Origin of the sequence: Paenibacillus vulneris (genome assembly GCF_039543185.1) — a bacterium.
Lineage (GTDB): Bacteria > Bacillota > Bacilli > Paenibacillales > NBRC-103111 > Paenibacillus_S > Paenibacillus_S vulneris.
Genome location: NZ_BAABJG010000047.1, coordinates 1 through 13,646, shown reverse-complemented (window position 1 = coordinate 13,646; position 13,646 = coordinate 1). Strand labels below are relative to the sequence as shown.

Sequence of the window (13,646 nt, the reverse complement as noted above, 5' to 3'; positions counted from 1 at the left end):
ACGAAAGTTGAAGAAGTCCGTTCTATCACTGGTCGTTACCGCGGGGATGGCAAGTACGCTGCTTGTGCCGCAGCTGTCCTTTGCTTTGTCCGAATCGCAAAAGATTCAGCAGCAGCTGGATCAACTGAAGAAGCAGCAAAATTCCACCCAGCAAAAGGCTACCGAAACCCAGCAGGAAATAAGCAAGGTACAGCAGGATAAACAGCAGGTGGAAGCTGAGGTCAAAAGCATCATTAAGCAGATCGAAGATGAGAATTTGAAGCTGAACAAATTGAATGAGCAAATAGCGGATACGAAGGATAAGCTGACAGAGAACAGCAAGCTGCTGGACGAGCTGAAGGCCCAAATCGAGGCCCGCGATGTGCTGCTAAAATCTCGTCTGCGTCTTATGTACATGAACGGTGTCGTATCGTATGCGGACGTTCTGCTTAGCTCTACGAGCTTTGGGGATTTCCTGGACCGCATGAACGCGCTAAGGGCTATTGTGAATCAGGATAAGGAAATATTGCAGGCGAACCAGCGGGACAGGGAAGCCAAAGAAGTGAAGCAAAATCAGATTGAGCAGGAGTTCAAGCAGGTAAGTGATCTATATAGCCAGTCTGCTGCAATCAAAGCTAGCCTGGTGGCTAAGGAGAAAGATAAGGAAGTCAAAATTGCCAGCCTGTCCAAAAAGGAAAAAGAGCTTGAAGACATCAGCGAGGATCAGGAGCAGCAGCTTCTTCAATATGCCCGCAAGTCGGCTGCTTTAGCGGAGCAAAAGCGTAAAGCGGCTGCGGCAGAGGCTGCGAAAGCTGCCGCAGATGCGGCGGCCAAGGCGAAGGCAAGTGGAAATAGCGGCAGCAGCGGTGGAGGCGGTTCTACAGCCTCAGCGGCACCAACATCCACCTCCGGGGGCAAATTTGGCTATCCGTTAGCTAAAGTAGCTCCGATGACTTCGGATTTCGGATACCGTTCCGATCCGTTCACCGGCGCCAAGAAACTGCATAAAGGCATTGACTTGGGTGCCCCTAACGGAACGGACATCCTGGCGGCGGCAGAGGGTGAAGTTATTGTCGCTTCCTGGTGGAGCGGTTACGGCAACACGGTAATCATTGACCACGGGAATGGTTACTGGACGCTATACGGACACATTCGTAATGGAGGTACGGTAGTAGAAAAAGGAGACCATGTGAAGCGCGGCCAAAAAATCGCGGAAGTGGGCTCTACAGGAGAATCCACAGGCAACCATCTGCATTTTGAGGTGCGCATTAACGAAGATCCGGTTGATCCGAAACCGTATTTAAAATAAAAACCGCTGTTAATAATTTCTAATAGCTTGTCATATAATACAGAGACGAGTTCACCAAGGTAGGAACAAAGGCGGTGTAAAGGGCAATGACGTTTAAAGGACGTACGGTTTTAGCATTTATTTTGTTGGCTATGTTCGCCAGCAGCATTATGACGCTTACGATTGTAAATCCGTCCATGTTTGCTGGTGCCGGGAAGGAAGGCTCCACGGCTGCGGTGAAATCAGGGTTAACTTCCAAGGACATGAACAAAATAGCAACGACGTATCAGCTGATACAGAACAAATTCCTATCTGAGGTCGATCATGAAAAGGTCGTCAACGGAGCCATTAACGGAATGCTTGCCACATTGGACGATCCCTTTACCGTGTATATGGACCAGAAGGAAGCGAAGCAGTTTGACGAAAGCATCACATCCTCGTTCCAAGGGATTGGCGCTGAGGTATCTACGGAAGACGGCAAAGTAACGATCGTGGCTCCCATCAAGGGCTCTCCGGCGGAAAAGGCGGGCCTGCATGCCAAGGATGTCATTCTGTCGGTGAACGGAGAGAAATTGGACGGGCTGACGCTGAACCAGGCCGTGATGAAAATCCGCGGTCCGAAAGGAACCCAGGCGAAGCTTGAAATCCTGCGTCCGGGTACTCAGGAGCCGATCCAAATGATCGTGGTTCGTGATGACATTGACGTAGAAACGGTCTACGCCGAGATGCTTCAAGGCAATATCGGGAAAATCGAAATTCGCCAGTTCTCCACGAATACAGCCAAACGCTTCAAGGAAGAGCTGCAAAACCTGGAATCCAAAGGAATGAAGGGGCTTGTCATCGACGTTCGTAACGATCCGGGCGGCTTACTGCAGGCTGTAGTGGAGATTGCAGAGCCGTTTATTGCCAAAGGCAAACCGATTGTCAAGATCGAGGATCGCAACGGCAAGCAGGAGGACACACCGTCCCAGGGGGCGGGAAAAAGTTATCCGGTCACCGTTCTGATGAACAAAGGAAGCGCAAGTGCTTCTGAAATATTAGCAGGCGCTCTTCGTGACTCCGCTGGAAGTAAGCTGGTCGGGGAAACCTCCTTCGGAAAAGGGACGGTACAGGTGCCGTTCGAGAAGGAAATGGGCGATGGAAGCAATATTAAGATGACCGTATACAAATGGCTGACGCCGAACGGAACATGGATTCACAAAAAAGGGATTACTCCCGACATTGCTGTTGAACAGCCGGCTTATTTTAAAGTAGCTCCATTGACGAAAAAGGCGACCCTTAAGCCTGATTCGATTGGCGATGACGTGAAGAACCTGCAAATCATGCTGACCGGACTCGGAATGAATCCGGATCGGACCGACGGCTACTTTAGTGAGAAGACCGCTGCAGCCGTAAAAGCGTTCCAACGTCTTCATAACTTGCCGGTCACCGGTGAGGTTGACGTAGAAACAGCCAATCAGCTGGAAAAAGCGATTTTGAATGAAATCAAGGATCCGAAGAACGATCTGCAGCTGAAAGCGGCAGTTCAGGAAATCCAATCGGCTATAACCAAATAAGGTCTGTTGGAAAAATGGAATCGTAGAAGGAAAAGCCCCTATAGGCGTCGAATGGTAAAGAAGGTTGGACTCGTCCAGCTTTCTTTCTTTTTTTGAACCCATGAATGATGTACGATAGGCGGTCATGCCTTTATCCTTGTGTACAAAGGAGCAGCCTAATGAACTTATTAGCGGATTTGGCTTACCAAGGGCTTTACGCCTTGCTGCAATTGCTGTTGCATCCGTTCTATTATGTAGGGATTTTATTTATAGTGCTTCAGTATCGAAGACAGATTCAATTCGAACGCAAGCTGTTTCATACCAAGCTGCATTCATTACTATCGGAAACATGGCGGGCGCTGCTATGGGGATGGATTGGCGGCCTGCTCGCGTCCGTTCTTATGGCCGTTGTTGGAGCAACCATTCAGCCGGAGGCCGTTGTCCTGCTATGGATTATTTCTTTGCTGCTGATCTTGTTCCGTGTCCGGTTTCTATGTTGGGCTTATGCGGTCGGGGCTATAGGAATCATTCAAGTGCTGGTCAGCACAATAGGCACTGTATCGGACATAATGCCAGCTTGGCTGCTGGAGCCTTTACGAAGCCTTAACGTGCCGACGCTGCTTGCTCTTGTGGCTGTGCTTCACTTAATTGAAGCTATTCTGGTTCGGTTGCAGGGGGCGAGAACGGCCACGCCGATGTTTTACGAAAGCAAGCGCGGGAAAATTGTCGGCGGTTATCACATGCAGGGATTTTGGCCTGTCGCTTTGTTTTTGCTGGTGCCGCTTCAGGGAGGGAACGTTCATCCATTGCCCTGGACTCCGCTGTTAGGCGGTGAATTATGGAGCGGTGGCTGGACGATTGTCGGTTTCCCCGTCATGATCGGCTTTGCAGAATTAACGATGTCCCGGCTGCCGCAAATGAAGGCCAGGCTGACGTCCAGATTGTTGGCATTGTATGCCTGCCTCGTCCTGCTCCTTGCGATTGCCGTTCATGAATGGCCTGTAGTGACCTTGGCCGCTTCCCTCTTATGCATTGCGCTGCATGAAGGGCTGCTCTTGTTCAGCCGTTGGGACGAAGCCAAGCGCAGTCCGATATTTGTACACGATCAGCGGGGCTTGAAGGTGCTGGCCATACTGCCCGGGAGTCCTGCGGACGAGCTTGGCATTGTGCCAGGCGAAATTCTTCATAAAGTCAATGGAATGCCAATACGAACCAAAAGTGAGCTTCACCAAGCTATGCAAGTGAATTCGGCCTTCTGCAAGCTGGAAGTATTGAACTTGGCGGGGGAGAGCAAATTTTTGAAGCGGGCCATGTTCTCGGGAGAGCATCATCAATTAGGTATTTTATTGGCCCCGGATCAAGATGCAATGTACTATGCCGTAGAGAAGCAGACCCCTATTTTCGCTTATATGAGAAGAAAGCTGGTCGGATTGCTCAGCAAGCCTTCCGATACGACGAAGCCGATGTAACGTATAGAGAATAGTAAATTGAAAAGCTGCCGGGGATATCCCCGACAGCTTTTTTTCGAACCGATATTAATCATTTTACCGATAACCTAGTGGTGTATGATCAGCTTTTACCTCTGAGAACGACAATTTCGACACGGCGGTTTTTGGCGCGGTTCTCGACGGTATCATTGTCGGCGACAGGCCGGGTATCGGCGTAACCGGTCGAGATGAAGAGCTTCGGATCCAAGCCGTCATTATATACAAAGTAGCGAAGTACCGATAGGGAACGTTCGTTCGACAACCCCCAGTTATCCTTATAGAGCGAACCCGTCGCTAGCGGAAGGTTATCCGTATGCCCCTCAATGCTGATCGTCGTATCCTTCAGAGTAGGGAACAAGCTGGCCAATTGGTTCAATATCGGGTAGGCATCCTTTTTCAAATCGGCCTTTCCAAGATCGAACAGGAACAGATCGTTCAGTGTCACCGCAACTCCTCTTGGGGTATTGGCGGCGGACACTTGGGCTTGCAGGTTGTTTTGCTGAATATACTGCTGCACTTGTTCCAGCAAGTTTTGCAGCTGCTTTTCGCGCTGCTCCAGTTCTTCGCGTTCTTTCTTATCCTTCTCGTTGTTCTCGGTTTTCTCGCCTTCCTGTGACTTGGCGGTGCTCACGCGGCCGAGAACCCCTTCGCCTTGCGGCAGCACCGTATCCGACTTCTTAAATTCAAAGCTGAGCGCTGAGGCCAGGACCGAATACTTTTCATTATCGATTTTACTCATGGCGTACATGATGATAAAGAAAACCAGAAGAAGCGTGATCAAGTCGGAATAGGTAATTAACCATCGTTCGTGGTTCTCGTGGGCTGCGTGCTTTTTATTTCTCCTCGCCACCGGTATCACCTTCGCTTTCCGGTTTCTTCTGCTCTTGGTGTAGGAACGATTTCAATTTTTTCTTGATCAGCTGCGGATTTTCACCGGCTTGCAGCGCCAAAATCCCTTCCAGCATAAGCTCCATTTCGGAGATTTGCTCCTTGCTGCGGACTTTGATCTTTTGGGCAAGCGGCATGTAAATAACGTTAGCGGATGCAACCCCGTACAAGGTGGCGGCAAAAGCGACCGCGATTGCAGGTCCTAATGTGCTTGGCTCGGAAAGGTTGCCCAGAACGTGGATCAGACCCATTACCGTACCGATGATCCCCATCGTTGGCGCAAAACCGCCGGCGGATTCAAAAATTTTGGCCCAGCCTTCGTGATGATGCTCCAACGCATCCATTTCGAGCTCCAAAATTTGTCTTGTCAATTCAGGATCGGTGCCGTCAACGACCATCATCAAGCCATCGCGCAAAAAGTCGTTGCTGTGCTCCTGCGCACGCTGCTCCAAGGCAAGCACGCCTTCCCGTCTGGCAACTGTAGCCATGTCGACCAGCTCGTCAATGATAGCGCCTGGATCGCGCTTGGTTTCTTTAAATGCCATTTTCAACGCTTTTGGCGTTTCCTTCAACGTAGACATTGGAAAGCTTACTACAACCGCTCCAATGGTTCCGCCGAATACGATCAGCATGGCACTTGGGACTATCAGTGCAGAAATATGTCCTCCATCCCACATGTAACCGCCGATTAGGGCGCCCAAGCCGAATACAATACCTAGAATTGTTGTCAAATCCATTTTTCGTACCACCCCTAGTTCGAGTAAATGAGAATGCTTCTTGTTTTTTTAAATCCGTTCTTCGGCTGTGGCTGCAGCATAGAAGTGGAAGACTTATGCGTTTGCAACATAAGCTGAAAAAAGGTATAATATATGGGAACAAATATTCCTATAGAGGAAAAAGTCGAACGGAGTCAACCTGCGTCGATGTGACGCATAGTATTTATCGGAAACATCCCGGCAAAAGTTTATAGAGAATGATCTTTTTCAATAGGCGGTGACGAAATGAACGATGTAGTGATGAGTGACAAGCGCTTTGAGCTGGTATCCGAGTTTTCCCCTCAAGGGGATCAGCCCAAGGCAATAGAGAAGCTTTTAGAAAGTATCCGATCAGGGAAAAGGCATCAGACGCTGCTTGGAGCGACAGGAACGGGGAAGACGTTTACGGCAGCTCAGGTTATTGCACAGCTGAATAGACCTACACTGTTAATAGCCCACAATAAGACACTGGCTGCGCAGCTGTGCAGTGAGCTGAAGGAGTTTTTTCCGAATAATGCGGTTGAATATTTTGTAAGCTACTACGATTATTATCAGCCTGAGGCCTACATTCCTTCATCCGATACGTTTATTGAAAAAGACTCGAGTATAAATGATGAGATTGATAAGCTTCGCCACTCCGCTACCAGCGCGCTGTTCGAGCGCCGCGATGTCATTATCGTAGCGAGTGTCTCCTGCATTTACGGTTTGGGTTCTCCAATGGAGTATCGGAACCTGGTGATGTCCCTGCGTGTCGGAATGGAGCGTTCGCGCAATGAGATCTTGCATAGACTGATCGACATCCAATATCAGCGAAATGATATGAATTTTGTTCGCGGCACGTTCCGTGTTCGGGGGGATGTCGTAGAGATTTTCCCGGCTTCACATAGCGAGCATGCCGTTCGTGTGGAGCTCTTCGGCGATGAAATCGAACGGATTACGGAAATTGATGTCCTGACCGGCGAGATTCTGGGCGAGCGGGATCATATCGCTATTTTCCCGGCATCCCACTTCGTAACCCACGAGGATACGATGAAGCGGGCGCTTGTCGATATAGAGCGTGAGCTGGAGGAACGGCTGGAGGAGCTTCGCGGTCAAGGCAAGCTGCTGGAGGCCCAGCGGCTCGAGCAGCGGACGCGATACGACATCGAGATGATGCAGGAGATGGGCTTCTGCTCGGGCATCGAGAACTATTCAGGCCCCCTCACGTTCCGCGAGCGCGGAGCTACGCCTTATACCCTGTTCGATTACTTCCCTGACGATATGCTGATTGTCGTGGACGAGTCGCACGTGACGCTTCCGCAAATTCGCGGGATGTATAATGGAGACAGGGCGCGTAAGGAAGTGCTGGTAGAGCACGGCTTCCGTCTGCCTTCGGCTTTGGATAACCGTCCGCTGCGCTTCGAGGAGTTCGAGAAGAAGATCACCCAAGCGCTGTATATATCGGCTACTCCAGGACCTTACGAGCTGGAGCATTGTCCGGAAATGGTGGAGCAAATCATTCGTCCGACCGGCTTGATCGATCCCGAGATCGAGGTTCGTCCGACCAAAGGACAGATCGATGATCTGCTTGGGGAGATTCAGGACCGGATTCGCAAGGATGAGCGGGTGCTCGTTACCACATTAACGAAGAAGATGGCCGAGGATTTGACGGATTACTTTAAGGAAATCGGCATTAAGGTACGTTACCTGCATTCGGACATCAAGACGCTGGAGCGGATGCAAATTCTGCGCGAGCTGAGGCTCGGTGTATTTCATGTGCTGGTAGGCATCAACCTGCTGAGAGAAGGGCTCGACCTGCCGGAGGTATCCCTGGTCGCTATTCTGGATGCAGACAAGGAAGGCTTCCTTCGTGCAGAGCGGTCGTTGATCCAGACGATCGGGCGGGCGGCGAGAAACGCTAACGGCCGGGTTATCATGTACGGGGATAAAATAACCGACTCTATGGATAAAGCGATACGCGAGACGAATCGCCGTCGTGAAATCCAGATGGCCTATAACAAGCAGCACGGGATTACGCCGCAGACGATTCAGAAGAAGGTCCGCGACGTTATTGAAGCGGTCAAGGTTGCTGAGACCAAGGCGGATTATTTGACCGATGTGAAGCAGGCCAAGATGTCGAAGAAGGACCGCATGTCTTTAATCGAACGGTTGGAGCAAGAGATGAAGGAAGCGGCCAAAAACCTGCAGTTTGAGCGCGCCGCCGAGCTTCGCGATGCCGTTATGGAGTTAAAGGCAGAGCTTTAATGGGTATAATGATGAAATAATGATTCATGCATTGAATTTGTAGTGAATAGATTAGAGATTCGGAAATGGCGGATTCTCCATCAAAGCGAGTACGGAAAGTAGAACAGCTGTCAGCTCCGTTGAATATGAAGGATGGTGGAAGGCAAGTGGCCAGAGATAATATTGTGATTAAGGGCGCAAGAGCGCACAACCTGAAAAATATCGATGTAACGATTCCCCGTGACAAATTTGTAGTATTAACGGGGCTCAGCGGCTCCGGGAAATCATCTCTTGCGTTCGATACGATCTATGCGGAAGGACAGCGCAGATATGTGGAATCCCTATCTGCTTATGCAAGGCAGTTTCTGGGCCAGATGGATAAGCCGGATGTGGACTCGATCGAAGGATTATCACCTGCGATATCGATCGATCAAAAAACAACCAGCCGGAATCCTCGTTCGACCGTAGGTACGGTAACGGAAATCTACGATTATCTCCGGCTGCTGTTCGCCCGGATCGGGCGTCCGCATTGTCCGATTCATAAGATTGAGATTACTTCGCAGACCGTGGAGCAAATGGTCGACCGGATTATGGAGTACCCGGAACGTACCCGGCTGCAAATATTGGCTCCGATTATTTCCGGGCGCAAGGGCGAGCATACGAAGCTGCTGGCGGACATTCAAAAGCAAGGCTTCGTTCGCGTGCGCGTCAACGGAGAAGTCATGGATCTATCGGATAAAATTGAGCTCGATAAAAATAAAAAGTCCAACATAGAAGTCGTTGTGGACCGTATCGTCGTCAAGGCGGATGTGCAGGCTCGCTTGGCGGACTCTCTTGAAACGGCATTAAAGCTGGGAAGCGGCCGCGTCATTGTCGATATATTGGAGCAGGAGGAGCTGTTGTTCAGCCAAAACCTGGCTTGTCCTGAATGCGGGTTCAGCATAGAGGAGCTCGCTCCAAGAATGTTCTCCTTCAACAGCCCATTCGGTGCTTGTCCTGACTGTGACGGACTGGGCAGTAAGATGATAGTAGATCCGGATTTATTGGTTCCGGACCCGAAATTGACGATTGAGGACGGCGCCTTTGAGGCTTGGGCGGGAAGCACCTCGAATTATTACCCTCAATTTCTGGCTGCGGTATGCGATCATTACGGTATCCCGAGAAACATGCCCGTAAGCGAGCTTACGGCAGAGCAAATGAAAAAGCTTCTTTACGGTACAGGCGGAGAGAAGGTTCGTTTCCGGTACGAGAATGATATGGGCCATAAAAAAGAAGCTATGGTCGCTTTCGAAGGGATTATTCCGAATTTGGAGCGCCGTTATCGCGATACGTTCTCGGATGGGATTCGTGAGCATATCGAGACCTATATGAGCTCCAAGCCTTGCAGCAAGTGTAAAGGACAGCGGCTGAAGCCGGAGACTTTGGCCGTCACGATTAACGGCAAAAATATCGCTCACGTGACCTCTCTATCGATTGGAGATTCACAAGAATGGTTCGAGTCCCTGCAGCTGAATGACAGGGAGTTCCAGATCGCTCACCTGATCTTAAAGGAAATCAAGGCACGGCTTGGATTCCTGGTCAACGTAGGGCTGGACTATTTGACGATGCATCGCGCCGCCGGTACGCTCTCCGGTGGAGAAGCGCAGCGCATACGCTTGGCTACCCAGATCGGCTCAAGCTTAATGGGCGTTCTGTACATTCTGGATGAGCCCAGCATCGGACTCCACCAGCGTGATAACGATCGATTAATTAAGACGCTGGAGCATATGCGTAATTTGGGCAACACCTTGATCGTTGTAGAGCATGATGAGGATACGATGCTGGCCGCTGATTATATTATCGATATTGGGCCGGGAGCGGGGATTCACGGAGGCAACGTAGTTTCCCAAGGCACTCCGAAGGAGATCATGGAGGATCCCCATTCATTGACGGGCCAATATTTAAGCGGCAAGAAGTTTATTCCTGTCAGCGCCGAGCGTCGTAAGCCAAATGGCAAATGGCTCGAAATCAAAGGTGCCAAGGAAAACAATCTGCGCAACGTCAATGTCAAATTTCCATTAGGCGTGTTCACCTGCGTCACCGGTGTATCTGGATCCGGCAAAAGTACGCTGATCAATGAGCTGTTGTATAAAACATTGGCTAAGGAGCTGAACGGAGCCAAGGTACGTCCTGGTGAATACCGTGAATTTGTAGGTCTGGAGCATGTCGATAAAGTCATAGACATCGATCAGTCGCCTATCGGGCGAACTCCACGATCCAACCCGGCTACGTATACCGGTGTATTCGATGATATTCGCGACGTTTACTCCGCGACCAATGAAGCCAAGGTACGCGGCTACAAGAAGGGCCGTTTCAGCTTCAACGTCAAAGGCGGACGCTGTGAGGCTTGCCGAGGAGATGGCATTATCAAGATTGAAATGCATTTCCTGCCTGACGTGTATGTACCATGCGAAGTTTGCAAGGGCAAGCGATACAACCGTGAAACGCTCGAAGTGCATTACAAAGGGAAAAATATCTCGGAAGTGCTGGATATGACCATCGAGGATGCATGCGAGTTTTTCAAAAACATTCCGCGTATCCACCGCAAGCTGCAAACCCTTCTAGATGTAGGCTTAGGCTATATGAACCTGGGGCAACCAGCGACAACCTTATCCGGCGGCGAGGCGCAGCGCGTGAAGCTGGCAGCCGAGCTGTACCGTAGAAGTACCGGCAAGACGATATATATACTGGATGAGCCTACCACAGGGCTCCATATCCATGATATCGACCGACTGCTTAAGGTACTGCATCGATTGGTAGAGAGCGGCGAAACGGTCCTCGTGATCGAGCATAACCTGGATGTTATCAAAACCGCGGATTATTTGATCGATCTCGGTCCGGAAGGCGGAAGCAAAGGCGGTACCATCGTAGCTACCGGAACACCGGAAGAAGTGGTGAAGGTGGAAGGCTCCTATACCGGCCGTTATTTGAAGCCAATTCTGGAGAGAGATAGGGCTAGATCCGAAGATTACGCTCAACGTATCAAACAGATGGAAGACGCTGCTGTATAATTTCGGCATCGCCCCGACTTGGACAAGTTAGGGGCGATGTTGTGCACATAGCCGATAAAACGCCAAAAAGCTTGGTTCCTCACAGGAGGACCAAGCTTTTTTCAATACATTAAGAAGCAAGAATCGAAGTCAATTTGTCTTGGAAGGCACCGATGCCTACACGGTGAACAAATTGATGGAAGGTTTCATCTTCACTGCGATTTTCTTTGTAATACAGAATCAGCTGTTCCAGGACAGGGCCAACATTGTCGCCTTTGACGCGGCCTTTCAACACTTGGTTAAATTGAGCGCCTGGGCCCAGAATACCGCCTACTGCAATATCGAATGCATCGACCATTCCTTCAGGAGTCTTAACAAGCGCGCCTTGCAGGCCGATATCGGCGATGTGCTTTTGACCGCATGCATTCGGGCAGCCGATGAAATGGATTCGGACTTCCTCGTCCAGCTCTACGTTAGCATCCAAATATTCAGCGACGAGTACTGCTCTTTTCTTTGTTTCTACAACGGCCAGGTTGCAGAACTCGTTGCCGGTACAGGATACGGTACGGCTCAGGAAATGCTTAGGATTCGGAGTCAGGCGTTCCATGATTTTTTCTGCCAAAGCAGCTTCAACCTTCTCCGTAGGGATGCCGGACAAAATAATATTCTGGGAAACCGTTGTACGGATGGTTTTGTCTCCATACTCGTCTGCAAGGCGAGCCAGCTCAGTAAGCTCCGCATCATCCAGGCGTCCTACGGGTACGCTTAGGCCGATGTAGTTCAAGCCTTCTTGCTTTTGCGGATGCACGCCATCAAAATAAGCAGCCTTCCAGCCCACAACCTTATCTTCACCGAGAGCTGGCATATCACCGATCAGCTTGATAAGCTCCTCCTTGAACTTCTCAGCACCCCAGTCTGCCACAAGGAATTTCAGGCGGGCATGGTGGCGTTTTTCTCGGTAGCCATGATCACGGTAAATGGTAGTTACGCCGATTGCGACCTTCAAAACCTCTTCCGGTCTCACGAACAGGTCGAGCTTCTTAGCCAAATGAGGCTTAGCCGACAATCCGCCGCCGACCCATACGTGGAAGCCGACAACTTCTTGCCCATCGATCACCTTGGTAGCCGGCGTAAACGCCAAACATTGGATTTCAGCATGACCGGAGTTATAAATATTAGAAGAAATGGACATTTTATATTTACGCGGCAAGTTAGAGAAATCACGGTTCAATAAGAAGAAATCATTGACTTCGTTGACCAGCTGCGTTGTATCCATAAGCTCATCTTTATCGATACCGGCGAGAGGGTTGCCTACGACGGTACGAGGGCAGTCTCCACAGGCTTCATAAGAGTACAAGCCTACGGATTCCAGACGTTTGAAGATGTCAGGTATATTCTCGATGCGAAGCCAGTGAAACTGTATAGCTTGTCTGGTTGTAACATCCACAAGACCGCGGCCGTAATCTTTGGCTATAGAAGCCAACACCCGGGCTTGGTCCGAGGTCATGATCCCTGAGTTGATACGCACACGCATCATGAAATGACCGTCTTTCGGTTTTTGCTCATACACACCGGCCCACTTGAAGCGATTCATATCGTCTTCGGTGATAGCGTCGTAGCCTTCGTGAGCGTATTTCTCAATAATGGTACGGATGACATCGAGGCCGTCTTTTTCCAGCTTTTGCAGTTCAACCTTGTTAAGCTTGGAAGGGTCAGCCGCCCAAATTGCTTCATAAGCCATGTTGTTTATGCTCCTCCTTTAAAGCGTAAATCCGATGAAAATAGTATGAAAAGATCAACCTAATAGTAACATTTTTAAGAGGATACGTAAATCGCAATAGAGGAGCTATATATAAGGTTTTCTTATAAATAATGTCTGGTATCGTTATAACAGCAGTTGGTTAGTATAAGGAAATATGAGGAGTCTAAAGGCTGCCAATACAGGAAATGTTGACAAACTTGTTACACTTCCTATTTATGGCTTGCACTTCAAGACGACTCAAGATAAGATAGAAAATAAGCATTTTTGTACATTGAAGGAGGTCTCTCGATGTTTTTGGCTGAAGAGGCAGCGCAAGCAGCGAGTAAATTCACCGGTTTTGACCCATTCGTAATTTTGTTTACTATAGTTATTGCGATCGGCGTTCTGCGGTTATTGGGTGCTGCTAAGAAAAATCCTTTTGCCATCGGCTTCAGTTTGATCAGCTTGATCGTGTTTCTGATCATGGACGTCGTTATGGTCATGAATTGGATGGACAAATTGTAATACGGAACGGGACCTAAGTATCAATAATAATGCTGCGGCTTTATGAAAGCGGCAGCTATCTGCATGTGCAGATGTATAACTCAAGCCTGTAGGACGTTCTAACAGGTAAAGAAGCCCTGGATCTCATTGGTCAAGACCCCATTTTGTAGACATTGAAAAAAACCCTATGCCACAAGCTGACGCCGGTACTCTAAAG

Annotated in this window: 9 protein-coding genes; 6 read left to right on the top strand and 3 right to left on the bottom strand. The window is 49.6% G+C overall.

Translation table 11 applies throughout. The annotated features are described in order from the left end of the window. Positions 1-7 precede the first annotated feature (7 nt). From ABEA66_RS30885 to ABEA66_RS30875, 3 genes are all read left to right on the top strand, one after another. The gene (locus ABEA66_RS30885) at positions 8-1,288 is read left to right on the top strand and encodes a murein hydrolase activator EnvC family protein (RefSeq protein ID WP_225948640.1); all 1,281 of its coding nucleotides are present in this window, start codon (positions 8-10) and stop codon (positions 1,286-1,288) included. Between the two features lie 86 nt (positions 1,289-1,374). Beyond that, positions 1,375-2,823: a S41 family peptidase gene (locus tag ABEA66_RS30880; protein WP_079914279.1), complete on the top strand. Its 1,449-nt coding sequence runs from the start codon at positions 1,375-1,377 to the stop codon at positions 2,821-2,823. Positions 2,824-2,981: 158 nt separating this feature from the next. Beyond that, positions 2,982-4,271 (top strand): PDZ domain-containing protein, encoded by a 1,290-nt coding sequence (locus tag ABEA66_RS30875; protein WP_345593662.1) that lies wholly within the window; start codon positions 2,982-2,984, stop codon positions 4,269-4,271. A gap of 100 nt (positions 4,272-4,371) precedes the next feature. Here the strand turns inward: ABEA66_RS30875 and ABEA66_RS30870 are convergent, their stop codons facing one another. Both ABEA66_RS30870 and ABEA66_RS30865 read right to left on the bottom strand, forming a co-directional pair. Continuing rightward, complete coding sequence (locus tag ABEA66_RS30870) at positions 4,372-5,139, bottom strand: OmpA/MotB family protein (RefSeq protein WP_079914281.1); 768 nt, start codon at positions 5,137-5,139, stop codon at positions 4,372-4,374. Continuing rightward, the gene (locus ABEA66_RS30865; RefSeq protein ID WP_079914282.1) at positions 5,123-5,914 is read right to left on the bottom strand and encodes a flagellar motor protein; all 792 of its coding nucleotides are present in this window, start codon (positions 5,912-5,914) and stop codon (positions 5,123-5,125) included. Before ABEA66_RS30865 ends, ABEA66_RS30870 begins: the two co-directional genes overlap by 17 nt. Positions 5,915-6,178: 264 nt before the next feature. Here ABEA66_RS30865 and uvrB point away from each other — a divergent pair, with 264 nt between their 5' ends. Together uvrB and uvrA are read left to right on the top strand one after the other, a co-directional pair. Beyond that, a complete protein-coding gene (gene uvrB, locus ABEA66_RS30860; RefSeq protein WP_345593659.1) occupies positions 6,179-8,176 on the top strand; it encodes an excinuclease ABC subunit UvrB in 1,998 nt (665 codons plus the stop codon). 146 nt (positions 8,177-8,322) lie between these two features. Then, a complete protein-coding gene (gene uvrA, locus ABEA66_RS30855) occupies positions 8,323-11,205 on the top strand; it encodes an excinuclease ABC subunit UvrA (protein WP_345593657.1) in 2,883 nt (960 codons plus the stop codon). Between the two features lie 109 nt (positions 11,206-11,314). Here the strand turns inward: uvrA and ABEA66_RS30850 are convergent, their stop codons facing one another. Continuing rightward, on the bottom strand, positions 11,315-12,925 hold the full coding sequence (locus tag ABEA66_RS30850; RefSeq protein ID WP_345593655.1) for a nitrite/sulfite reductase: 1,611 nt from the start codon (positions 12,923-12,925) through the stop codon (positions 11,315-11,317). Between the two features lie 309 nt (positions 12,926-13,234). Between ABEA66_RS30850 and ABEA66_RS30845 the strand changes: the two genes are divergently transcribed. Next, positions 13,235-13,450 (top strand): hypothetical protein, encoded by a 216-nt coding sequence (locus ABEA66_RS30845; protein WP_079914285.1) that lies wholly within the window; start codon positions 13,235-13,237, stop codon positions 13,448-13,450. Positions 13,451-13,646: the final 196 nt, after the last annotated feature.

Coding starts and splice junctions, on each gene's coding strand:
- ABEA66_RS30880 (WP_079914279.1), top strand. CDS start 1,375: ATGACGTTTAAAGGACGTACGGTTTTAGCATTTATTTTGTTGGCTATG.
- ABEA66_RS30850 (WP_345593655.1), bottom strand. CDS start 12,925: ATGGCTTATGAAGCAATTTGGGCGGCTGACCCTTCCAAGCTTAACAAG.
- ABEA66_RS30865 (WP_079914282.1), bottom strand. CDS start 5,914: ATGGATTTGACAACAATTCTAGGTATTGTATTCGGCTTGGGCGCCCTA.
- ABEA66_RS30875 (WP_345593662.1), top strand. CDS start 2,982: ATGAACTTATTAGCGGATTTGGCTTACCAAGGGCTTTACGCCTTGCTG.
- ABEA66_RS30845 (WP_079914285.1), top strand. CDS start 13,235: ATGTTTTTGGCTGAAGAGGCAGCGCAAGCAGCGAGTAAATTCACCGGT.
- uvrB (WP_345593659.1), top strand. CDS start 6,179: ATGAACGATGTAGTGATGAGTGACAAGCGCTTTGAGCTGGTATCCGAG.